Genomic DNA, 23,371 nt, shown 5'->3' on the forward strand with positions numbered 1-23,371 from the left:
TCGTGCATAACAGGCCTGGCGTTTTATCAGCGAAAGAAGGAATCTCAGTATGAAACGCGCTTCTCTTATCACCATTGCCCTTCTGAGCGCCCTCAGCGCGTCCCACGCCGCCTGGGCCGTTGATTACCCCCTTCCTCCTGCCAACAGTCGTCTGATTGGTGAGAACCAGTTCTGGACGGTACAGGAGGGTGACCGCAACCTGCAGGCGATTGCCCGTCGTTTTGATACGGCGGCGATGCTGATCCTTGAAGCGAACGATACCATTGCGCCGGTGCAGCCTAAACCGGGTACTCAGGTGCTGATACCTTCGCAGATGCTGCTGCCGGACGTGCCGCGCGAGGGCATCGTCGTCAACCTGGCCGAGCTGCGCCTGTACTACTTCCCGCCGGGCGTCAATCAGGTGCAGGTCTATCCCCTGGGGATTGGTCAGCAGGGGCTGGAGACGCCGGAGATGACGACCCGCATAGGGCAGAAAATCCCGAACCCTACCTGGACGCCGACGGCGGGCATCCGCGCCCGTTCGCTGGAGAAGGGGATTAAACTGCCGCCGGTCGTGCCCGCAGGGCCGAATAACCCGCTAGGCCGCTATGCGCTCCGTCTGGCGTACGGTAACGGTGAATATCTGATTCATGGCACCAGCGCGCCGGACAGCGTGGGTCTGCGCGTCAGCTCCGGCTGTATGCGCATGAACGCGGCGGATATCCAGTCTTTATTCAATCAGGTGAAAAGCGGGACGCCGGTACGGATTATCAACCAGCCGGTCAAGTTCGCCGTGGAGCCGGACGGTAAGCGCTATGTTGAAGTTCATCGCCCGTTGACGCCGGATGAGGCCAGCAATGCGCAGACCATGGCCTATACGCTTCCGGCGGAGTTTCATCAATTCTCGGGGGATAAAGCGGTTGATGAGGCGCAGCTTAAACGCGCGCTGACCCGGCGGGCAGGATATCCGGTGGTGGTATCGGCTAGCGGAAGCACCGCGTCGAGCCTGTCGGTACAGAATAATACGCCGGTAGATGAAGCGAAAAGGGTGCAGTAGGCGGGAAAAGGTAAGGCAAAAAAAATGGCGCACAATGTGCGCCATTTTTATTACACAGATACTATTACTTGCGGTATTTAGTAGCTGCGTTGTCCAGACGCTGGTTAGCGCGAGCTGCGTCATCTTTAGCAGCCTGAACGTCGGAACGCATTGCGTTCACGTCGTTGCTCAGCTGGTCAACTTTAGCGTTCAGAGTCTGAACGTCAGAAGACAGCTGATCGATTTTAGCATTGCTGGAGCAACCAGCCAGCAGAGTAGAACCCAGGATTACCGCGCCCAGTACCAGTTTAGTACGATTCATTATTAATACCCTCTAGATTGAGTTAATCTCCATGTAGCGTTACAAGTATTACACAAACTTTTTTGTGATGAGAATATTTTTTTACCTGAATGCACTTATTTTTGATCGTTCGCTCAAAGAAGCATCGAAATCATCACGTAACTTTAAAAAGGCGAGTGAAAACAGCGCGCTTCCATCGGATTCATCTTAGATAATCTCGCATTAAATAGTAAATTCCGATTTGCATTTTTATTAATAGCGGCTAGTGCCAGAATAAAAAAAAGCGCCCCGAAGAGGCGCTTTTAAAGGAAATACTAATTAACCTGTAAATTATTACAGCACGTGCACGGAAGCGGTATTGGTGGTTCCGCTCGGGACTAACGCGCCGGAGACCATAACAACCACGTCGCCTTTACGCGCCAGGCCGCTCTGCAGCGCCAGCTCTTTACCCTGGATATAGAAGGCATCGGTAGAAGAGATATCTTCAACCAGCTGCGCCACAACGCCTTTGCTCAGCACCAGCTGACGCGCGGTCGTTTCATTGGTGGTCAGCGCCAGGATGGTGGCATCCGGGAAGTATTTACGTACGGCGCGCGCGGATTTACCGCCCTGGGTTGCCACAACGATCAGCGGCGCTTCCAGTTTTTCAGCCGTTTCAACCGCACCGCGGCAAACCGCTTCGGTGATGCGCAGCTTACGGTTGTCGTTGTTGTATTCAAGACGGCTGGTCATCACGCGGTCGGTACGTTCGCAGATGGTCGCCATGATGGTGACCGCTTCCAGCGGGTATTTACCTTTTGCGGATTCGCCGGACAGCATAACTGCGTCGGTGCCGTCGAGGATGGCGTTAGCCACGTCGCCTGCTTCCGCACGGGTCGGACGCGGGTTTTTGATCATAGAATCCAGCATCTGAGTCGCGGTGATAACGACTTTACGCGCGCGGATACATTTTTCGATCATCATCTTCTGCGCGAAGATCACTTCTTCAACCGGGATTTCAACGCCCAGGTCGCCACGCGCAACCATGATGCCGTCAGAGGCTTCGAGGATCTCGTCGAAGTTGTTCAGGCCTTCCTGGTTTTCAATTTTGGAGATGATCTGGATCTTCTCGCCGCCGTGGGCTTTCAGGTGCTCGCGGATTTCAACGACGTCAGAACGCTTACGGATAAAGGAGGCCGCAACAAAGTCAACGCCCTGTTCGCAACCAAAGATCAGGTCCTGCTTGTCTTTTTCGGCCAGCGCCGGCAGAGCGATAGACACGCCCGGCAGGTTAACGCCTTTGTTCTCGCCAAGGTCGCCGTTGTTCAGCACTTTACAAACAACTTTGTTGCCTTCGATAGCGGTGACTTCCATACCGATCAGACCATCGTCAACCAGTACGGTGTTGCCGACGCTCAGGTCGCTGGTGAAACCTTCATAGGTCACCGCAACGATTTCGTTATTACCGACAACGGATTTGTCGGTGGTGAAGGTAAAGGTCTGGCCCGCTTTCAGAGAAACGTCGTTGCCGCCTTCCAGCTTAATGGTACGGATTTCCGGACCTTTGGTATCCAGAAGGATTGCCGCTTTCTTACCGGTTTTACTCATCACATTGCGCAGGTTCTGGATGCGCTGACCGTGTTCCGCGTAGTCACCGTGAGAGAAGTTCAGACGCATAACGTTCATGCCAGCGTCCAGCATTTTGGTCAACATCTCTTCGGATTCGGTTTTCGGACCGATGGTGCAAACAATTTTGGTCTTTTTCATGACAGTTTAATCTTTAAGTTGTGAAGGATAGGGATGGGGAATCTGACTCCGTGGGCGCACTGCCGCAGAGTTAAACCTGTATTACGAAAGTTGCTATGCCACGCTCTAAGGATAGGTGACAACAAAAGAGCGTGCAGAAGAATGTGTGCTGGCGGTTCAGCCCATGAAAAGAGGCAACGTGTTATGCGTTTAGTCATGCAATCCAATGCGCTGAAACCATTCAATAAGAATTTGTTGGGCATTATACGTTGCCAAATCCAAAAAAGAAAATGAAAACCATGTTTCATTTCTATAGTTATATACTTAACAAAATGCAAACTAATCCTACGCTTATGCGCAACACATTTTTTCATCACCTGACAAGATAAAGAGGGCGGAAACGCGGGTTTATTCACAAGTTTGCCAGGGAAAAGCGGTCTCTGAGGCACAAACGCGGAGCTGGTTTGATTTACTCAGGAAATATATCAATAATGATTTGATTGATAATGAAAAATTGAGAGTGAAATAGAATGGGAAACACAGCCAAAGATGAGGCGCTGTATCAGGAAATGTGCCGCGTAGTGGGCAAAGTCGTGCTGGAGATGCGCGACCTGGGTCAGGAGCCAAAGCATATCGTTATCGCCGGCGTGGTGCGTACCGCCCTGGCGAACCCGAAAATCAAACGTTCCGCGCTGACGCAGGAAGCGATGGAGAAGGTGGTCCATGCGCTTTCCGGAAACTAGCCGCCGCCGGGCGCTTCCCGCGCGCTTCAGGAAATCACAAAGCGAATAACCGCCTTGACGGCAATATCGCAGTGATGGGCGACCATCGCTTCATCATCAATAGCCGGCATCGGATCGTCCAGGTAGAGGCTGCTGAACGTATAAAAGTTTGATACCTGGTAGAAGCTAAAGCTGCTGATTAATCGATGCACATCGCGCGCTTCCAGCCCTGCCTGAAACACCCCTTGCTGCTGCCCGCGCTGAAGAATATCTTCCAGGATCGACAGGGCGGTGCGGTTCAGCGGTTTCAGCTGACCTGAACTTTTCAGCCATTTCCCGCGCTGCATGTTTTCCATACAGATCACCCGCATATAGTCAGCGTGCGTGGCGTGATAGCGCACGCTCCACTTCACCAGCTGCACCAGCGCCTCTACCGGCGGTACGTTTTCCAGCCCGAGCTGCTGCTCGGTTTCGCGGATCCTCGCGTAGACGTGCTGCAGCACGGCCTGATAAAGCAGCTCTTTGGTCTTGAAGTAGTAGACCACCATGCGTTTGGTGGTCTGCGCTTCGGTGGCGATTTGCTCCATCCGCGCGCCTGACAGTCCATGCTCGGCGAAAACGGTAATGGCGGCGGCGAAGATCCGCTCTTTCAGAGACTGCGCTTCATCATGAGCAACGACGGACATAACGGCTCCTTTTCTTGAGATGCAAAAAATACACATATTGATCACAATTTTGCAACCAATCATGGCGCATTTGAACCAAATGATACATATTCAGGTCACTAAGTCAGCTAATGACCCGAGGACTCTATGTTGCGTTCCATCGCCACCGTCTCGATCTCCGGTACCTTACCCGAAAAGCTCCATGCCATCGCAGCGGCGGGCTATCAGGGCGTCGAAATCTTCGAAAACGATCTGCTCTATTATACCGGTACGCCGGCCGATATCCGCCACCTGGCGGCAGATTTAGGGCTAAAAATCACGCTTTTTCAACCATTTCGTGATTTTGAAGGCGCCAGCCGAGCCCAGTTTGCCGCCAACATGGAACGCGCCAGGCGCAAATTTGCGCTTATGCACGAGCTGGGCTGCGACACCCTGCTGCTGTGCAGCAACGTTCAGCCGGACTGTTCCGCCGACGTCGAGCTGCAGGTCGCCGACTTACGCGCCCTTGCTGCGCTGGCGGAGCAGGAACACATCACGATTGGCTACGAGGCGCTGGCCTGGGGCACCCACGTCAACCGCTGGCATCAGGCGTGGGCGCGGGTCAAAAGCGTCGATAGCCCGGCGCTGGGCATCGTGCTCGACAGTTTCCACGTGCTGGCGCGCGGCGATACGCTGGCGCAGCTGGCGGACGTGCCGCTGGAAAAAATCACCTTTGTACAGATGGCCGACGCGCCGCTGATGAAAATGGATATCCTCGAATGGAGCCGTCACTTCCGCTGTTTTCCCGGCCAGGGGCAGCTGCCCCTGGTGGAGTTTGCCTGCGATCTTACCCGCCGCGGCTACTGCGGCCCCTGGTCGCTGGAGATCTTTAACGACAGCTTCCGCGCATCGCCCAACGGCGCGACGGCGAAAGATGGCTATCGCGCGCTGCTGTGGCTGGAAGAGCAGGTCCTTCAGCGGCTGCCGGAAAGCCGGGCGCCGCTGTTTTCCTCCGCTGAACTGCCCCTCTACGCCGGGCTGGAGTTTATCGAGTTTGCCGCCACGCCGGCGCAGGCGGGCGAACTCGGACACAGGCTGACGCAGCTCGGCTTTGCCGAAGAGGGGACGCATCGCTCAAAACGCGTCGCCCTCTGGCGCAACGGCGGGGCGAGGGTGGTGGTTAACGCCCAGCCGCATAGCTGGGCCGATCATTTTCACCAGCGTCACGGGGTTTCCCTCTGCGCCATGGCGCTGCGCGTCAGCCAGAGCGCGGCGATCGTGGAACGCGCCCGCGCCTTAGGCTACGCCACCTGGCAGGGCGATGCCGGGCCGAACGAAAGCCCCATCCCGGCGGTTTGCGCCCCGGACGGCAGCCTTATTTATCTGATTGAGATGGGGGACGATATCTACACCCGCGATTTTCATCTGCGCGCGAACGTCACGCCGCGCAACGATTATCGGGGTATCGATCATCTGGCCCTCGGCATGGAAGCGGACAGCCGCGATAACTGGATCATCTTTTTCCGCACCGTATTCGGCTTTACGCTCGAACATGAGCAGACCCTGCCCGATCCTTACGGGCTGGTGCGTAGCCTGGCGGTGCGCAGTCCGCAGGGCGACATTCGTCTCGCGCTCAATATTTCGCAAAGCCGCGCCACGCAAATTGCCCGTTCGGTAGCCTGTTATCAGGGAGCAGGTTTACAGCACGCGGCGTTTGCCTGCCACGATTTACCCTCCACGCTCGCCAGCCTGGCACCGGTTGCGGTCAACGCGCTGCCGATCCCGGCGAACTACTATGAAGATCTGTTGGCCCGTTTTGGCGAGGATGTTCAGGTCAACCTGTTGAAGAATAATGAAATTCTTTACGATCGTGACGGAAGCGGCGGTGAATTCCTGCACCTTTATACCCGCCCGTTTTCTGCCGGACGCTTTTTCTTTGAACTGACCGAGCGGCGCAACGGTTACGCACTTTATGGTGCTGTAAATGCAGCTGTACGCTTGTCAGCAATGCAGTACACCTAGTAATGTAGCAAATGGTTCACAACCCAACGTCGCAAACACAATAACAACATCCGGCTGTACCCTATGACAGGAAACGACTATGAACTCTTATAGCCATAATCACACGACGGCGGCCGCCGCGTCCGGCGCGCGGCCTTCCCGGCGGCGTATCGGTATCCTTGCGCTGCTGGCGGTCGGCACCATGATCAACTATCTCGACCGCACGGTGCTGGGGATTGCCGCGCCGCAGCTGACCGCAGAGCTGGGTATTGATGCCGCGATGATGGGCATCGTATTCTCCGCCTTTGCCTGGACCTACGCGCTGGCGCAGATCCCCGGCGGCATCTTTCTTGACCGCTTCGGTAATAAAGTCACCTATTTTCTGGCGCTGACCCTGTGGTCGCTATTCACCCTGTTCCACGGCCTGGCGGTCGGCCTGAAAACCCTGCTGCTGTGCCGTTTTGGCCTCGGCGTCAGCGAAGCCCCCTGTTTCCCGGTGAACAGCCGGGTGGTGAGCGCCTGGTTCCCGCAGCAGGAGCGCGCCAAGGCGACGGCGATCTATACCGTCGGCGAATATCTCGGGCTGGCCTGTTTTGCGCCGCTGCTGTTCTGGATAATGGGCAGCTTTGGCTGGCGCGCGCTGTTTATTAGCGTCGGCGCCGCCGGCGTGATGTTCGCGCTGGTGTGGTGGCGCTGCTATCGCGAGCCGCATGAGGATAAACACCTCAATCAGCTGGAGCGCGAGCACATCGTCAACGGCGGCGGAATGTCCACCGGCGCAGAGCAGCATACCGCCTTTAGCTGGCCGCTGATCCGCCAGCTGCTGGCGAAACGGCAGATTCTCGGCGCCAGCATCGGGCAGTTTGCCGGTAATACGGTGCTGGTCTTCTTCCTGACCTGGTTTCCAACCTATCTGGCCACCGAGCGCCATATGCCGTGGATTAAGGTCGGCTTCTTCGCCATCATGCCGTTTCTGGCGGCGGCGGGCGGCGTGATGTTCGGCGGCTGGGTCTCCGATAAGCTGCTGAAGGCCACCGGCTCGGCGAACCTCGGGCGTAAGCTGCCGATCATTGCCGGTCTGCTAATGGCGAGCACCATTATCTCCGCCAACTGGCTGACCAGCGATCTGGCAGTGATTCTGGTGATGTCGTTCGCCTTTTTTGGTCAGGGGATGGTCGGGCTGGGCTGGACGTTGATCTCCGACATCGCGCCGAAAGGCCTTGGCGGTCTGACCGGCGGCCTGTTTAACTTCTGCGCTAACCTCGCCGGGATCCTGACGCCGCTGATTATCGGTTTCATTGTTGCCGCCTCCGGCAACTTCTTTTACGCGCTGATTTATATCGGCGGCGCAGCGCTGCTGGGCGTGGCGGCTTATGTCTTTATCCTGGGCGATGTCAAGCGTATCGAACTTTCGCAGTAACGTGATGCAGTCGTTGTTAAAGGAGCAGGGAATGGTGATTAGTGGAAATACGCGGCTGATAGCGCATCTTGGCTATCCGACCGCGAAATTTAAAGCGCCGATGATTTACAACCCGTGGTTGGCTCATCAGCAGGTTGACGCCAAAGTGGTGCCGATGGGCGTCAAGCCTGAGGATTACGCCGCCTTTGTGCCGATGCTGTTTAAGATGACCAATATTATTGGCGCGCTGGTCACCATGCCGCACAAAATCGCCACCTGCGGGCTGGTGCAGCATCTTAGCCCAACGGCGGCGATAGCGGGCGCCTGTAACGCGATTCGTCCCGAAGCCGACGGCACGCTGAGCGGCGATATGTTTGACGGCGAAGGCTTTGTCCTCGGTATCACGCGTAAAGGTTTCGAGACGCGAGGGGCGCGGGCGCTGGTGGTGGGCAGCGGCGGCGTCGGCTCGGCCATTGCCGCATCGCTGGCGGCGGCGGGCGTCAGCGCCCTGACGCTGTACGATATCTGTTCGCAGACGGCGGAAGCGCTGGCCGGGCGTCTGCTTGAGCACTATCCTCGGCTGGACATTACGCTGATGCAGCGCGATCCGCAGGGGCACGATCTGGTGGTCAACGCCACGCCGCTGGGGATGAAAGAGGGCGATCCGCTGCCGCTGGACCCGCAGCGCCTGACGCCGGGCACCTTTGTCGGCGAAGTGGTTATGGCCCAGGAGTTCACTCCGCTACTGCAGGCGGCGCAGGCGGCGGGCTGCCCCATTCAGCGCGGCACCGACATGCTGTTTGAAATGATCCCGGCCTATCTGCGCTTCTTTAACCTGCCGGTGGCGACGCCGGAACAGCTGCGCGAACTGGCGGAAATTCGCTACTGAAATGACCTGAACCTGCGTTATTATAGCGCTGTATTTATGACTATATAGCGATGGTTCTTATGACTCCCTCCCTAACGCTGCTGGCGGCGGGAAGCCTGAAAAGCGCTTTCATTCCGCTGCTGGCGCGCTTTCAGCAACAGACCGGCATCCCGGTCGAGGTCCATTTTGGTCCGGCAGGGCTGCTGCGCGAGCGCATTGAGGGCGGAGAGCCGTGCTCGGTGTTCGCCTCGGCCAATAGCCAACATCCGCAGGCGCTGCGTCAGGCCGGGCTGGCCGGGGCGTGCTATCTGTTCGCCCGGAATCAGCTGATGCTGACCGCCCGCCACGGCGCAACAACCGAGACGCGGGAGTGGCTGGCGCTGCTCAGCGACCCGGACCTACGCCTGGCAACCTCAACGCCGGGCTGCGACCCTTCAGGCGACTACACCTGGCAGCTTTTCTCCCACATTGAAGAGCGCTGTCCCGGCGTCGGCGCCGCCATCATGGCGCGCGCGCGGCCGCTGGTAGGCGGCCGAGACTCGCTGCCGGTGCCGGCGGGAGAAATCGCCGGGGCGTGGCTGATCCGTGAAAACTTAACCGATCTGTTTATCGGCTATGCGCACTACGCCGCGCAGATGGCGGCGTGCAGCGATCTGCGCACGCTGCTTATTCCGCCGGCGTGGAATGTTCGCTGCGACTACCTGCTGGCGCAGATTGAACAGAGCGCCGGGGCGCAGCGGCTGTGCCGCTTTATCCTCGGCGCGGAGGGGCAGCGCTTACTGAAAGACGCCGGTTTTTTGCCTATCAGCGACGAATCGTAAACTGGGGAGCCAGCAGCGGCAGCGCCGACCCGGGGGGATGGACTTTGCGTACCGCTAAACCATACGCGCGCTGAAGATTCGCTTCCGTCAGCACGGCGGCTGATTCTCCCGCCAGCCATTCACCGTCGGGCAGCAGCAGCAAGGTCTGGTTCGCCACCTGCAGGGCGTGGGTCGGATCGTGCGTGGTAAACAGCACCGTGCGCTTCTGGCGATGGGCCAGGTCGCTGATGAGCTGCAGCACCAGCTGCTGGTTGGCCAGATCCAGCGCCGAGCAGGGTTCATCCAGCAGGATATTCTGGCTGGCGCCCACCAGCGCCCTGGCGATAAGCACCAGCTGCTGCTGGCCGCCGGACAGCGCGCAAAACACCTTGTCGGCCAGCGCCGCGATCCCCAGCTGCGCCAGCGCCTTCTGCACCTCACGTTCGTCTTCCGCTGTTGGCTGAGCGAACAGATTAACGTGGCGCGCCCGTCCCATCAGCACCACGTCGCGCACCTGCCAGCCAAAAGCCGGGCGAAAATGCTGCGGCACGATGGCGAGACCGCCCGCGCAGGTAAACCCACCGCCGATCGGCGTCAGTACCCCGGTCAGGGTATCGAGCAGAGTGCTTTTGCCGCGGCCGTTAGCGCCGAGTACCGCCCAGATATCGCCGGAACGGCACTGCAGGTTCAGCGGTGCGAACAGCGGTCGGCTGTGGCCGTAGAGCAGGTCGCTTAACTGTAGGGAAAGGGTCATCAGCGCGCGCCTGTGCGTCGCGACTGCACCAGCAGCCAGGTGAACAGCGGCGCGCCAAGCAGCGCGGTGATGATTCCAATGGGGATTTCGGCCTGGATCAGCGTGCGGGCGAGGTCATCGACGACGATCATAAAACCGCCGCCGAGCCAGAAGGCGGTAGGGAGAAGACGCCGGTGATCGGCGCCGGCCAGCAGCCGCGCCAGATGCGGGATCACCAGCCCGACCCACGCGATGCTGCCGCTGACCGCCACCTGAGCGGCGACCAGCACCGCGCAGCACACCAGCACCCCGCGACGCAGCCCGGTCACCGCAACCCCCAGACCGCGGGCATCTTTCTCCTCCAGCGCCAGCAGGTTAATGCGCCAGCGGAGCTTAAACAGCACCATCGCGGCGCAGGCTACCGGTAGCGCCATCAGCAGGACTTTGTGCCAGCTGGCGGTGGCGAAGCTGCCGAGTAGCCAGAAAACAATATTCGGCAGCGTCTCTTCGCTATCGGCCAGGTACTGCATCAGGCTCACCAGGGCGGCAAAAAAGCCGCTGAGGATAATGCCTGAGAGGATCAGCACCAGGGTGCTTTCGCGCCCCTGCAGCGCGGCTATCAGATAGACCAGCATCAGCGCGGCAAGGCCGAAGAGAAAGGTCGAGGCCATCATCAGCGCGGCGTTCAGCCCCAGCAGAATCGCCAGCGTCCCGCCGAAGGCGGAACCGGAGGTGACGCCGATGATATGCGGGTCCACCAGCGGATTCTGGAATACGCCCTGTAAGGTGGCCCCGCATAGCCCCAGCGCGCCGCCGGCCAGCAGCGCCATCACGATCCTCGGCAGCCGCACCGACCACACCACCTGGCCGGCGACGCCGTCGAGGGGAGAAAGATGCGCTAGCTGGCGAAAAACTTCCGCCAGGCTTAACGGATACTGCCCGAGGCAGAGTGAAGCGATTGCAATCACGATCGTCACCAGCGCGAGGGTACATTGCAGCAGGGCCGGATGACGATGACTACGCATCCGGCGTCCACTTCACGCGGTAGAAACGCTGATAGTACTCCCGCGCCTTCGCCTCGACATCGACGCTGTTATAGCGTGAGGGGTAGAGTTTTTTCGCCATCCACAGCTCGCCGATCGCCAGCGCCTCCGGCATCGGGTAGCCCCAGGCCTTGGCGTATTCCGGCATCAGCCACACGCGGTGATTTTTGACCGCGTCAATGCTCTGCCACTGCGGGTCGTTTTGTATCTGTTTGACCACCTCCGGGTAGCGGTCCTGTACGAAAATCACCTGCGGATCCCACTGCAGCACCTGCTCCAGCGAGACCTGGCGCGCGCCCTTTACGCTGGCGGCGGCAACGTTCAGCGCCCCGGCGTGCTTCATCATCAGGCCGGTATATTTGCCCGAGCCGTAGGTGTTGAGGTCCGGATTGGCCATATATACCCGCACCCGCTCGTTTTCCGGGATATCGGCAACCGGCGCGTTAGCCAGCCTGCGCGCGCTGAAGGTGTATTGAATCAGCGCTTCGGCCTGAGCCTGACGGCCGACCACTTCGCCAATCAGGCGGATCCCCTGTTTCAGCCCCTCGTTATAGGCCTGCTCTTCATCGGCCATCGTCGGGTTCATTTTGTTTTTCTCACCCGCGGCATCCTGGCGCAGAGAGACCGCCACCACCGGGATCCCGGCGCCCTGGATCTGCTGGATCATCGCCTGCGGCGCGTAGTTGGCAACGAACACCACCTGGGGATGCAGCGCCAGCAGGCTCTCGATATTGACCTGCGTCAGATCGCCCGGCATCGGTAGTGTCTCAATAGCCGGCATAAAGCGCGCAAACTGCGGGCCAAGCTGCTTTTTCCAGCTGCTCATGACGCCGACGACGTCGTCAGCGGCGTTAAGCTGCACCAGCAGGTTTAAGGTCTGATGCTGGAGCACCACGGCGCGGGTGACGTGGTCGGGGAGGGTGACTTCACGACCCAGCTGGTCGGTGAGGGTGCGGTCGGCAAAGGCCTGACCGGCAAACAGGCTGGCGCTTAACAGCGCCATAGCAAAGAAAACGCGCGGATGTCTGGACATGATGGGCTCAGCGGCAAAGGAAGAATCGCTGTATATTAAAATATATAACGAAGCCGGGCGCAATGGCTGGCGGGCGATTTACCCCCTATGGACAAGGTTATTGGTAAAACACCTCTTCATCGGACATCCGTTCTTCTATGCGGGTAGCGACCTTCTGCAGCGAGGCGAGATACTTTTGCGCCGCCTGGTCAATGGTCATGGCTTTAGCCATATAGACCAGGTTCAGGCAGCCGATAACCCGCTGCTGGCGGCGAATGGGGACGGCAATGGAAGCGATTTTCTCCTCCTGCTGCCAGCCGCGAAAGTTTTCGCCGTAGCCGTTTTGCCGGGTGCGTTCGAGGATGGCGGCCAGCTTTTCCGGCTCGCGCGCCAGCTGATACTCCGCTTCCGGCCGGGCGGCCAGCATCTCAACAATCGGGCTTCGTTCGTGTTCCGGCGCGAAGGCCAGCCAGGTTAATCCCGAAGCGGTCAGCAGCAGCGGCAGGCGGCGGCCGACCATCGCCCGGTGGAAGGAGAGGCGGCTGAAGCGGTGGGTGGTTTCGCGCACCACCATCGCATCGACGTCCAGGGTGGTGATGTCGGTCGGCCATAAAACCTCGCGCAGCAGTTCGCCAAGCAGCGGCGTGGCGAGGGCAGAAATCCAATGTTCGTCACGAAATCCTTCACTTAACTGACGCACTTTAATCGTCAGGCGAAAGCTGTCATCGGAGCGGCTGCGGCGCACGTAACCCTCGTCCTGTAGCGTTTCCAGCAGCCGCCTGACGGTCGTGCGATGCAGGCCGCTAAACTCGGCCAGGGTGCCGACCGTCGCGCCTCCGTCGAATTTATTTAACAAATTTAATAACAATAATCCGCGGCTCAATCCGCGCACCGTTTTGTAATCTGCCGAAGCGTTTTCGTTCATGCGTCCTCTATAAAAATCATTATAAACAATCATGTGCACCTGGTGCACATCCGGTAATGTTTTGATTGTAGCGCAAATCACTGACCCTATACTGACCTCACAATAAAAATAAATTCACATTTATTTAACAAGTCGCCCTGCTGAAGGTTGTGCGGTGACGGCAATTTGTCCGAAGCGTGAGGTTTTGAAAATGACAACATCCAATCCTGATATTCAACCCGCGGTACAGCACAGCGCGCAGGTCGCTATTGCCGGCGCCGGTCCGGTTGGCCTGACCATCGCCAACTACCTCGGGCAGATGGGCGTCAGCGTCGTGCTGATTGAGAAGCTCGAGTCGCTGATCGATTATCCCCGCGCCATCGGTATCGACGATGAGGCGCTGCGGGCGATGCAGGCGGTGGGGCTGGTCGACAACGTGCTGCCGCATACTACGCCGTGGCACGCGATGCGCTTTCTCACCCCGAAAGGGCGCTGCTTTGCCGATATTCAGCCGATGACCGACGAGTTTGGCTGGTCGCGCCGCAATGCGTTTATTCAGCCGCAGGTGGACGCGGTGCTGTATGACGGCCTCAGCCGTTTCCCCCACGTGCGCTGCCTGTTTTCCCGCGAAGTAGAGGCCTTTAGCCAGAATAGTGACGGTGTCACCCTGAACCTCAAAGGCAGCGACGGCGAGCGGGAAACCGTGCGCGCCGACTGGCTGGTGGCCTGCGACGGCGGAGCCAGCTTCATTCGTCGTGCGCTGAATATTCCCTTCGAAGGCAAAACCGCGCCGAATCAATGGATTGTTATTGATATCGCCAACGATCCGCTGGCGACGCCGCACGTCTACCTGTGCTGCGACCCGGTGCGCCCGTACGTCTCCGCCGCGCTGCCGCACGGGGTACGGCGTTTCGAATTTATGGTCATGCCCGGAGAAACCGAAGCCCAGCTCAGCGAGCCGCGCAAGATGCGCCAGCTATTGAGCAAGGTGCTGCCGGACCCGGATAACGTCGAGCTGATTCGCCAGCGCGTCTACACCCACAACGCGCGCATCGCCGAACGCTTTCGCGTCGATCGCGTACTGCTGGCGGGCGACGCGGCGCACATCATGCCGGTGTGGCAGGGGCAGGGCTACAACAGCGGTATGCGCGACGCCTTTAACCTGGCCTGGAAGCTGGCGCTGGTGGTGAACGGCAAAGCCGGAGAGGCGCTGCTGGACAGCTACCAGCAGGAGCGGCGCGATCACGCCAAAGCGATGATCGACCTGTCGGTCACCGCCGGCAACGTCCTGGCGCCGCCGAAACGCTGGCACGGCGCGGTGCGCGACGGCGTTTCGTGGCTGCTCAACTATCTGCCGCCGGTTAAACGCTACTTCCTTGAAATGCGTTTCAAGCCGATGCCGCAGTATCGCGACGGCGCGCTGCTGGCGGAAGGCGAAAGCAAAACGTCCCCGGTCGGCAAAATGTTTATCCAGCCGAAGGTGACGCTGGAAAACGGGCAGGTGACGCTGCTCGATGAGGTGATTGGCGCCAGATTCGCCATTATCGCCTGGGGCTGTAATCCGCAGTGGGGGCTCAACGATGAGCAAATTGCCCGCTGGCGCGCGGTCGGGGTGCGCTTTATCCAGGTGGTGCCGGAGGTGCAGATTCATTGCGATCAGGACAACGTGCCCGGCGTTATCCGCGTCGGCGATACGCAAAACCGCCTGAAAAGCTGGTTCGCGCAGCACGATACCGCCATTGCCGTGGTGCGTCCGGACCGCTTCGTCGCCACCGTGGCCATCCCGCAAACCCTGAGCAAAAAGCTCGACGCGCTGGCGAGCAAGATGCAGCTGGCTTCCGCGCAGGCGGCTACCACGATTGAACAGGTGGCCTGATATGAACGCATATCTTCATTGCCTCTCCCATACCCCGCTGGTGGGCTACGTTGACCCGGAACAGGCGGTGCTGGACGAAGTGAACGGCACCATCGCCGACGCGCGGGCGCGCATTGCCGCCTTCGACCCGGAGCTGGTGGTGCTGTTTGCTCCCGATCACTACAACGGCTTTTTCTACGATGTGATGCCGCCGTTCTGTTTAGGCATCGGGGCGACCGCTATCGGCGACTTCAGCAGCGCCAGCGGCGTTCTGCCGGTGCCGACGGCGCTGGCGGAGGCCTGCGCCCACGCGGTGATGAAAGAGGGCATCGATCTGGCGGTCTCCTACTGCATGCAGGTGGATCACGGCTTTGCGCAACCGCTGGAGTTCCTGCTCGGCGGGCTGGATACCCTGCCGGTTCTGCCGGTGTTTATCAACGGCGTGGCGTCGCCGCTGCCGGGCTTTCAGCGCACCCGCATGCTGGGCGAAGCCATTGGCCGCTTCCTGACCACCCTCAATAAACGGGTATTAATCCTCGGCTCCGGCGGCCTGTCGCATCAGCCGCCGGTACCGGAGCTGGCGAAGGCCGATGCCCATATGCGCGACCGGCTGCTGGGCAGCGGCAGGCAGCTGCCGCCGGACGAGCGTGAACTGCGCCAGCAGCGGGTCATCAGCGCGGCGAAGCAGTTTATCGAGGACCAGAACTCGCTCTATCCGCTCAACCCCGTCTGGGATACCCGCTTTATGAGCCTGCTGGAGCAGGGGCGGCTGGCGGAGCTGGATGCCGTCAGTAACGAAGAGCTGTCGGCAATGGCCGGGAAATCGACGCACGAAATTAAAACCTGGGTGGCCGCCTTTGCCGCGCTATCCGCATTTGGCCGCTGGCGCTGCGAAGGCCGCTATTACCGACCAATCCCCGAGTGGATTGCCGGATTTGGCTCGCTGAGCGCCGCCGCGCAGAACTGAATTAACGGGAGTATATGATGAGCTACCAACCGCAAACTGAAGCCGCCACCAGCCGTTTCCTCAGCGTGGAAGAGGGCGGAGAAACATTACGCATCCATTTTAATGACTGCGGCGAGGGCGACGAAACCGTGGTCCTGCTGCACGGCTCTGGCCCCGGGGCTACCGGCTGGGCCAACTTTAGCCGCAATATCGACCCGCTGGTCGAGGCGGGCTACCGGGTCATTCTGCTGGACTGCCCCGGCTGGGGAAAAAGCGATTCTATCGTCAACCGCGGCTCCCGTTCCGACCTGAACGCCAGGGTGCTGAAAAGCGTGATTGACCAGCTGGATATCAGCAAAGTGCATCTGCTGGGCAATTCGATGGGCGGACACAGCGCGGTGGCCTTTACCCTCAGCTGGCCGGAGCGCGTCGGCAAACTGGTGCTGATGGGCGGCGGAACCGGCGGCATGAGCCTGTTTACGCCGATGCCGACGGAAGGCATCAAGCTGCTGAACGGCCTGTACCGTGAGCCGACCATCGAAAACCTGAAAAAGATGATGAACATCTTTGTCTTCGATACCCGCGATTTGACCGACGCGCTGTTTGAAGCGCGCCTCAATAATATGCTGTCGCGCCGGGAGCATCTGGATAATTTCGTCCAAAGCCTGGAAGCCAACCCGAAGCAGTTCCCGGATTTTAGCCCGCGTCTCGGCGAAATCCGCGCGCAGACCCTGATCGTCTGGGGGCGTAACGATCGCTTTGTACCGATGGACGCCGGGCTGCGCCTGCTGGCGGGCATTAACGGTTCCGAACTGCATATCTATCGCGACTGCGGCCACTGGGCGCAGTGGGAGCACGCGGAGAGCTTTAACCAGCTGGTGCTCGATTTTCTGGCGCGTACCTGAGGAGTGCTGATGACAACCTTATCTCTTGAACAACTGGCGCAGCGTCTGCGTGAGGCGGAAAGCCGCGGCCAGGCGATTGAACCGCTGCGCGATGCGCTCGGCGTTGACAACGCGGAAGCGGCCTACGCCATCCAGCGGATGAACGTGCAGCACCACGTGGCGAACGGCCGCCGGGTGGCGGGACGCAAGGTGGGGCTGACCCATCCTAAAGTGCAGCAGCAGCTGGGCGTTGACCAGCCGGACTTCGGCACCCTTTTTGCCGACATGTGCTACGGCGATAACGCCGATGTGCCGTTCTCCCGGGTGCTGCAGCCGAAAGTGGAGGCCGAAATCGCCCTGGTGCTGAAACGCGATCTGCCGCATGCCGATACCACCTTTGATGAACTGTACGCCGCCATCGACTGGGTGCTTCCCGCGCTGGAGGTGGTCGGCAGCCGTATTCGCGACTGGTCGATTGGCTTTGTCGATACGGTCGCCGATAACGCCTCCTGCGGCGTTTACGTGCTGGGTAGCCCGGCGCGGCGCCCGGATGGGCTGGATCTGAAAAACTGCGCGATGTGCATGACCCGTAACGAGGAAGAGGTCTCCAGCGGGCGCGGCAGCGAATGTCTTGGCCATCCGCTGAACGCGGCGGTGTGGCTGGCGCGCAAAATGGCCAGCCTCGGCGAGCCGCTGCGGGCGGGGGATATCGTGCTGACCGGGGCGTTAGGCCCGATGGTGGCGATTACCGCCGGCGATCGTTTTGCCGCCCATATCGACGGTTTAGGTTCAGTGGCGGCGACCTTTGTCGCCAAAGAGGAAGAGAGTGATGAGTAAACGTAAAGTCGCCATTATCGGCTCCGGCAATATCGGCACCGATTTAATGATCAAAATTCTGCGCCACGGGCAGCACCTGGAGATGGCGGTAATGGTCGGCATCGACCCTGAGTCCGACGGCCTGGCCCGCGCCCGGCGCATGGGCGTCGCCACCACGCACGAGGGCGTTGGCGGCCTGATGCAGATGGCGGAATTCGCCGATATCGATGTGGTTTTTGACGCCACCAGCGCCGGAGCGCACGTGAAAAACGACGCCGCGCTGCGGGAAGCCAGGCCGGGGATCCGGGTGATCGACCTGACCCCGGCGGCCATCGGCCCGTACTGCGTGCCGGTGGTCAATCTCGAGGCCAATCTGGCCGAAGGCAACGTCAATATGGTGACCTGCGGCGGCCAGGCCACCATCCCGATGGTGGCGGCGGTCTCCCGGGTGGCAAAAGTGCACTATGCGGAGATCATCGCCTCGATTGCCAGCAAATCCGCCGGGCCGGGGACGCGCGCCAACATTGATGAATTTACCGAAACCACCTCGCAGGCCATTGAGAAAGTGGGCGGCGCGGCGAAAGGCAAAGCGATTATCGTGCTGAATCCGGCGGAGCCGCCGCTGATGATGCGCGACACCGTTTATGTCCTGAGCGAAGCGGCATCGCAGCAGGCGATTGCCGCGTCGATCGCCGAGATGGCGGCGGCGGTACAGGCCTACGTGCCGGGATATCGCCTGAAGCAGCAGGTGCAGTTTGAGGTCATCCCGGAAGATAAACCGGTAAACCTGCCGGGCGTCGGCCGCTTCTCCGGCCTGAAAACGGCGGTTTATCTCGAGGTCGAAGGGGCGGCGCACTATCTGCCAGCCTACGCGGGTAACCTCGATATTATGACGTCGGCGGCGCTGGCGACGGCGGAAAAAATGGCCCAGGCGATGAACGACGCGGCGGGAGAAGCAGCATGAACGGCAAAAAACTCTATATCTCAGACGTGACCCTGCGCGACGGGATGCACGCGATTCGTCATCAATACTCGCTCGACAATGTGCGCCAGATTGCCCGGGCGCTGGATTGCGCGGGCGTCGATTCGATAGAGGTGGCCCACGGCGACGGTCTGCAGGGTTCCAGCTTTAACTACGGCTTCGGCGCGTACAGCGACCTGCAGTGGATTGAGGCGGCGGCGGAGTCGGTCAGCCAGACGAAGATCGCCACTTTATTGCTACCCGGCATTGGCACCCTGCACGACCTGAAAAACGCGTATCAGGCCGGGGCTCGGGTGGTGCGCGTGGCGACCCACTGCACCGAGGCGGATGTTTCCGCGCAGCATATCGCCTTCGCCCGCGAGCTGGGCATGGACACCGTCGGCTTCCTGATGATGAGCCATATGACCTCCCCGGAACAGCTGGCGCAGCAGGCGCTGAAGATGGAATCCTACGGCGCCACCTGTATTTACGTGGTGGATTCCGGCGGGGCGATGAACATGAACGATATTCGCGATCGCTTCCGCGCCCTCAAGGCGGTGCTGAAGCCGGAAACCGCCACCGGGATGCACGCGCATCATAACCTCAGTCTCGGCGTGGCCAACTCCATCGCCGCGGTGGAAGAGGGCTGCGACCGTATCGATGCCAGCCTGGCGGGGATGGGGGCCGGGGCGGGCAACGCGCCGCTGGAGGTGTTTATCGCCGCCGCCGATAAGCTCGGCTGGAATCACGGTACCGATCTGTATGCTCTGATGAACGCCGCCGATGAGCTGGTGCGCCCGCTGCAGGATCGCCCGGTGCGGGTTGACCGCGAAACGCTGGCGCTGGGCTATGCCGGGGTTTACTCCAGCTTTCTGCGCCACAGCGAAGCGGCCGCCGGGCGCTACGGCCTGAGCGCGGTGGATATCCTCGTCGAGCTCGGCAAGCGGCGGATGGTGGGCGGTCAGGAAGATATGATCGTCGACGTCGCGCTGGATCTGCTTAACCGCAGCAAATAAAAGCAACGCGCGGCTGGCAACGTATCAGCCGCCATTCACCTGCTCCGCTTGTCCGGATATCGCAAAGGTACCCTATGACCCAAACAACGACTGCAAGCAATTCGCGCCTGATGTTAACCGTCGGGCTCTGTTTTATGGTGGCCCTGATGGAAGGGCTGGATCTGCAGGCGGCAGGCATCGCCGCCGTAGGCATGGCGCAGGCGTTCGCGCTGGATAAAATGCAGATGGGCTGGATTTTCAGCGTCGGGATCCTCGGCCTGCTGCCCGGCGCGCTGGTGGGCGGCATGCTGGCGGATCGCTATGGCCGCAAGCGAATTCTGCTGGGCTCGGTGCTGCTCTTTGGCCTGTTCTCAATCGCTACTGCGCTGGCGTGGAATTATCCCACGCTGCTGCTGGCCCGGCTGCTGACCGGCGTCGGCCTGGGCGCGGCGCTGCCGAATCTGATTGCCTTAACCTCCGAGGCCGCCGGCCCCCGCTTTCGCGGCAGGGCGGTCAGCCTGATGTACTGCGGCGTCCCCATCGGCGCGGCGCTGGCGGCGGCGCTGGGCTTTTTCGGCCTTGCCGCGGCCTGGCAAACGGTGTTCTGGATCGGCGGTATCGTTCCGCTGCTGCTGGTGCCGCTGCTGCTGCGCTGGCTGCCGGAATCGCCGGTGTTTCAGCGCAGCGCGCGGGGCGTGCCGCTGCGCACGCTCCTCGCGCCGGGCAACGCTACCGCCACGCTGCTGCTGTGGCTGTGCTATTTTTTCACGCTGCTGGTGGTCTATATGCTGATCAACTGGCTGCCGATGCTGTTAGTCGGCCAGGGGTTCAGCCCCAGCGAGGCGGCGGGAGTGATGTTTGTTCTGCAGTTTGGCGCCGCCTGCGGCACGCTGCTGCTGGGGGCGCTGATGGATAAGCTCAGCCCGCTGTGGATGTCGCTGCTGATCTATACCGGCATGCTGGCGTCGCTGCTGGCGCTGGGGACCGCGTCCTCGCTGACCGCAATGCTCTTCTCCGGCTTTGTCGCCGGACTGTTTGCCACTGGCGGCCAGAGCGTGCTTTACGCGCTGGCTCCGCTGTTCTATCGCACCGAAATCCGCGCCACCGGCGTGGGGACGGCGGTGGCGATTGGCCGCCTCGGCGCGATGAGCGGTCCGCTGCTGGCGGGCAAAATGCTGGCGCTGGGCACCGGCACCGTCGGGGTGATGGCTGCGTCCGCTCCCGGCATTCTGCTGGCGGGCGCGGCGGTGTTCTGGCTGATGAGCCGACAAAAGCGCACGGCGCTGGCCTGAGCATTTTCGCTGATTCCCGGGGGGGGGCGCGGTAAAGCCGCGCCTTGCCCGGGCTACCGGACTGGTAGCCCGGGAATCCGCCTTGCGCATCTCTCTACTTTGGCATAGGTTAAATCATCATCCATTGATTCTTCCGAGCATCATGTCTTTTACATCCCGCTTACTGAGCGATATCCCCGGTATCCGCTACGCCTTTCTCGACGTTCATGAAACCGCCGCCTTTCCCTATAGCGAAATGGCGCCGGTTAAACTGGTTCACAGCAATATCGTACATGAGTATCGGGCGCCGCAGGCGGAGCGCCCCCACGCCGATGCGATGTTTACCGCCGTCAGCGGGCAAAAGATGGGCGTGGTGACCGCCGACTGTCTGCCGCTGCTGATGGCGTCGCGCGATGGGCGCTATGTCTGCAGCGTGCACGCAGGCTGGCGCGGCGCGGCCAGCGGGATTATCGAAAATAGCCTTGCGCTGTTTCAGCGTTATCACGTCGACCCGCAAGATCTGGTGGTGGTGAGCGGGCCGCATATTCACCCCTGCTGCTATGAAGTCACCGGCGACTTCTACCAGGCGCTGCTGGCGATGCCCGCCGGCGAGCTGGCAAAACGCCATCGGGAGCAGCTCTTCCTGTCCCATCAGGCGGCGTCGGAGGGGGAGCAGGCGAAAGCGACCGCGGGCGACAATGCGTGGTTCGATCTGCGGGCTTTTGCCCACCTCCTGCTGCGCAGCGCGGGCGTACCGGAGGAAAACATGGAGTGGCTGGGGAGCTGCACCTACTGCACGCCGCAGCGGCTGGGGTCGTTTCGTCGGCGCACGCATTTCCCGGCGCCGAAGTCATTTCAGTACTCATGGATCATGCGCGAGCCTGATGGGGCGGGCCGATGAGACGAAATGATGTTTGATGATGTGTAACATCGGCGGGCGTTTGCTATCTCTGCACTCCTTCAAACAAGGAGGATTGCAAAATGAAATTGAACGCGTTCACTTTAACTCTCGCGCCGCTGCTGGTTGCCGGCGCGTTTTCCGCTCATGCCGGCCCGCAGGCCCACGTGGTCTGCGCTTATCACCATACGTTGGGCGATGACGCCATCATGATGTTCGGCAAACCGAATCAGGCCATGTGGCATGATTTTTTTGGTAATACCCATACCGATGCGGTTTCCACCTATCAGACGCTGCGCGACCAGCCGGAAACCACCTGCGATAACAAGGCCGACGGTTCCGCCTACTGGGTGCCATCGATGAAGCTGCCGGATGGTCAGGTGGTGACGCCGGCGTATCAAAAAACCTACTATCAGACCACCAAAGTGGAACAGTATCCGCTGCACCCGTTCCCGGCGGGTCTCGAACTGCTGGCGGGCGATCACCACGGTTCGGCGCCCAGCTCGCGCATCACCTTTTTGTGCGCTAACGGCAAAGGCTACAGCAACAAGGCCGGCGAAGTCTGTGGGCTGCGGAAAGGTGGCGATGCGGTACAGTTTAATATCGGTATTCAGTTCCCCAACTGCTGGGATGGGGTCAACCTCAAACCGGCTCACGGACACAGTAACGCGGCATACGACGTCAACGGCGCCTGTCCGAGCGACTATCCGGTGAAAATCCCGACGGTGAATATGAATGTGGCCTACGTTCTGCCGCAGATTACATCTCTGGATACCGCGAAGATTCAGCTCTCCCTGGATCCGATCATGGACGGTGAGAAGCGCGAAGAGCGCTGGGGCAGTATCTATACGGCGCACGCGGATTTTATGAACGGCTGGACGGTGGAAGGGGCGCACTATATGACCGAGCGCTGCATGAACAAGGGAATCGACTGCGGCAGCGCGGTGCCGTATCGCTTCACGACGGTGAAGGAGAATGCGCTGGTGGACAGCACCGCGCCGACGGTCGCCCATCCCGCGCCGGAAAACCTGGTGGTCAGCGATAACTGGCAAAACGGCGGGCGCACGCACAATCCGGAAACCATGACGCTGGTGAAATTCCCTATCCCGCCGCTGCCTCAGGATCAGGACGCCTCGCTGTTTAAATATCAGCTGCGGATCTACGGCGGAAAAGTGGAAACCAACGGCGCGGATCAGATCTTTTTCTATCCGGCGAGCAACGACTGGAGCGCGAACAGCGTGACCTGGAATCATCGCCCGCCCTGCAACTACAGTTCGGAGGCGTCGCTGTACCTCAATTCCAAACGCGAATACCGGATGGTGGATGTCGATAAAGCGGTGCGCAAGGCGCTGGCGGAAGGCAAAACCGAGATCTCGTGGTATATCGGCGGCGACCGTCAGGGCAATCGCTATCATTTCGACCCGGCGGGGGCGCAGCAGGAGCCGATGCTGATGCTGATGGGCTTTAAAAATACCCCGGAGATCTGATTGCGGCCCTTCCCCGGGCGACGGGTTCGCAGACGGCGGTGGACCTGTAGCCCGGGCAGGCGCTTGCGCCGCCCCCGGGAGCAGAGCGCAG

22 protein-coding genes are annotated in these 23,371 nt (G+C 60.3%); 15 read left to right on the forward strand and 7 right to left on the reverse strand.

The window, feature by feature from the left end:
• Positions 1-49 precede the first annotated feature (49 nt).
• Complete coding sequence (ldtE, locus tag F8562_RS18780) at positions 50-1,036, forward strand: L,D-transpeptidase LdtE (protein WP_004851735.1); 987 nt, start codon at positions 50-52, stop codon at positions 1,034-1,036.
• 64 nt (positions 1,037-1,100) lie between these two features.
• On the opposite strand, the gene lpp is transcribed toward ldtE, so the two are convergent.
• Both lpp and pykF read right to left on the reverse strand, forming a co-directional pair.
• The gene (lpp, locus tag F8562_RS18785; protein WP_003029373.1) at positions 1,101-1,337 is read right to left on the reverse strand and encodes a murein lipoprotein Lpp; all 237 of its coding nucleotides are present in this window, start codon (positions 1,335-1,337) and stop codon (positions 1,101-1,103) included.
• A gap of 312 nt (positions 1,338-1,649) precedes the next feature.
• Positions 1,650-3,062: a pyruvate kinase PykF gene (gene pykF, locus F8562_RS18790; RefSeq protein ID WP_004119183.1), complete on the reverse strand. Its 1,413-nt coding sequence runs from the start codon at positions 3,060-3,062 to the stop codon at positions 1,650-1,652.
• A gap of 509 nt (positions 3,063-3,571) precedes the next feature.
• Between pykF and fumD the strand changes: the two genes are divergently transcribed.
• Positions 3,572-3,784, forward strand: a complete 213-nt coding sequence (gene fumD / locus F8562_RS18800) for a fumarate hydratase FumD (protein WP_004851729.1) — start codon at positions 3,572-3,574, stop codon at positions 3,782-3,784.
• A 26-nt stretch (positions 3,785-3,810) separates the two neighbouring features.
• On the opposite strand, the gene F8562_RS18805 is transcribed toward fumD, so the two are convergent.
• Entirely contained in the window at positions 3,811-4,449 is a 639-nt protein-coding gene (locus F8562_RS18805) for a TetR/AcrR family transcriptional regulator (protein ID WP_014229708.1), read from the reverse strand.
• Between the two features lie 126 nt (positions 4,450-4,575).
• On the opposite strand from F8562_RS18805, the gene F8562_RS18810 reads away from it, so the two are divergent.
• From F8562_RS18810 to F8562_RS18825, 4 genes are all read left to right on the forward strand, one after another.
• Complete coding sequence (locus tag F8562_RS18810; protein WP_094909327.1) at positions 4,576-6,429, forward strand: bifunctional sugar phosphate isomerase/epimerase/4-hydroxyphenylpyruvate dioxygenase family protein; 1,854 nt, start codon at positions 4,576-4,578, stop codon at positions 6,427-6,429.
• Between the two features lie 79 nt (positions 6,430-6,508).
• A complete protein-coding gene (locus tag F8562_RS18815) occupies positions 6,509-7,828 on the forward strand; it encodes an MFS transporter (protein ID WP_014229706.1) in 1,320 nt (439 codons plus the stop codon).
• Positions 7,829-7,859: 31 nt separating this feature from the next.
• The gene (locus F8562_RS18820) at positions 7,860-8,696 is read left to right on the forward strand and encodes a shikimate dehydrogenase family protein (RefSeq protein ID WP_014229705.1); all 837 of its coding nucleotides are present in this window, start codon (positions 7,860-7,862) and stop codon (positions 8,694-8,696) included.
• A 59-nt stretch (positions 8,697-8,755) separates the two neighbouring features.
• Positions 8,756-9,496, forward strand: coding sequence for a substrate-binding domain-containing protein (locus F8562_RS18825; RefSeq protein WP_014229704.1), 741 nt, complete (start codon positions 8,756-8,758; stop codon positions 9,494-9,496).
• Here the strand turns inward: F8562_RS18825 and F8562_RS18830 are convergent.
• From F8562_RS18830 to F8562_RS18845, 4 genes are all read right to left on the reverse strand, one after another.
• Positions 9,480-10,229 (reverse strand): ABC transporter ATP-binding protein, encoded by a 750-nt coding sequence (locus F8562_RS18830; RefSeq protein WP_014229703.1) that lies wholly within the window; start codon positions 10,227-10,229, stop codon positions 9,480-9,482. The genes F8562_RS18825 and F8562_RS18830 overlap by 17 nt on opposite strands.
• The gene (locus F8562_RS18835; protein ID WP_014229702.1) at positions 10,229-11,233 is read right to left on the reverse strand and encodes a FecCD family ABC transporter permease; all 1,005 of its coding nucleotides are present in this window, start codon (positions 11,231-11,233) and stop codon (positions 10,229-10,231) included. Before F8562_RS18835 ends, F8562_RS18830 begins: the two co-directional genes overlap by 1 nt.
• On the reverse strand, positions 11,226-12,284 hold the full coding sequence (locus F8562_RS18840) for an ABC transporter substrate-binding protein (protein ID WP_014229701.1): 1,059 nt from the start codon (positions 12,282-12,284) through the stop codon (positions 11,226-11,228). Before F8562_RS18840 ends, F8562_RS18835 begins: the two co-directional genes overlap by 8 nt.
• A gap of 97 nt (positions 12,285-12,381) precedes the next feature.
• Positions 12,382-13,188, reverse strand: coding sequence for a DNA-binding transcriptional regulator (locus F8562_RS18845; RefSeq protein WP_004851713.1), 807 nt, complete (start codon positions 13,186-13,188; stop codon positions 12,382-12,384).
• Between the two features lie 190 nt (positions 13,189-13,378).
• Here F8562_RS18845 and F8562_RS18850 point away from each other — a divergent pair, with 190 nt between their 5' ends.
• The 9 genes from F8562_RS18850 (at position 13,379) to F8562_RS18890 (ending at position 23,280) form a co-directional block, all read left to right on the forward strand.
• Positions 13,379-15,043, forward strand: a complete 1,665-nt coding sequence (locus F8562_RS18850; protein WP_014229699.1) for a bifunctional 3-(3-hydroxy-phenyl)propionate/3-hydroxycinnamic acid hydroxylase — start codon at positions 13,379-13,381, stop codon at positions 15,041-15,043.
• 1 nt (position 15,044) lies between these two features.
• Positions 15,045-15,989 (forward strand): 2,3-dihydroxyphenylpropionate/2,3-dihydroxicinnamic acid 1,2-dioxygenase, encoded by a 945-nt coding sequence (gene mhpB, locus F8562_RS18855; RefSeq protein ID WP_004851708.1) that lies wholly within the window; start codon positions 15,045-15,047, stop codon positions 15,987-15,989.
• Positions 15,990-16,006: 17 nt separating this feature from the next.
• Positions 16,007-16,873, forward strand: coding sequence for a 2-hydroxy-6-oxonona-2,4-dienedioate hydrolase (gene mhpC / locus F8562_RS18860; protein ID WP_014229698.1), 867 nt, complete (start codon positions 16,007-16,009; stop codon positions 16,871-16,873).
• Between the two features lie 9 nt (positions 16,874-16,882).
• Positions 16,883-17,689, forward strand: a complete 807-nt coding sequence (gene mhpD, locus F8562_RS18865) for a 2-keto-4-pentenoate hydratase (protein ID WP_014229697.1) — start codon at positions 16,883-16,885, stop codon at positions 17,687-17,689.
• Positions 17,682-18,632 (forward strand): acetaldehyde dehydrogenase, encoded by a 951-nt coding sequence (mhpF, locus tag F8562_RS18870; RefSeq protein WP_014229696.1) that lies wholly within the window; start codon positions 17,682-17,684, stop codon positions 18,630-18,632. Before mhpD ends, mhpF begins: the two co-directional genes overlap by 8 nt.
• Positions 18,629-19,645, forward strand: coding sequence for a 4-hydroxy-2-oxovalerate aldolase (gene mhpE, locus F8562_RS18875; RefSeq protein ID WP_014229695.1), 1,017 nt, complete (start codon positions 18,629-18,631; stop codon positions 19,643-19,645). Before mhpF ends, mhpE begins: the two co-directional genes overlap by 4 nt.
• Positions 19,646-19,719: 74 nt before the next feature.
• Positions 19,720-20,916, forward strand: a complete 1,197-nt coding sequence (gene mhpT, locus F8562_RS18880; protein ID WP_014229694.1) for a 3-(3-hydroxy-phenyl)propionate transporter MhpT — start codon at positions 19,720-19,722, stop codon at positions 20,914-20,916.
• Between the two features lie 142 nt (positions 20,917-21,058).
• Positions 21,059-21,796: a polyphenol oxidase family protein gene (locus F8562_RS18885; RefSeq protein WP_014229693.1), complete on the forward strand. Its 738-nt coding sequence runs from the start codon at positions 21,059-21,061 to the stop codon at positions 21,794-21,796.
• Between the two features lie 80 nt (positions 21,797-21,876).
• Complete coding sequence (locus F8562_RS18890) at positions 21,877-23,280, forward strand: DUF1996 domain-containing protein (protein ID WP_014229692.1); 1,404 nt, start codon at positions 21,877-21,879, stop codon at positions 23,278-23,280.
• Positions 23,281-23,371 lie beyond the last annotated feature (91 nt).

It is taken from the genome of Klebsiella sp. RCJ4, from assembly GCF_009025755.1.
Classification (GTDB): Bacteria; Pseudomonadota; Gammaproteobacteria; order Enterobacterales; family Enterobacteriaceae; genus Klebsiella; species Klebsiella michiganensis.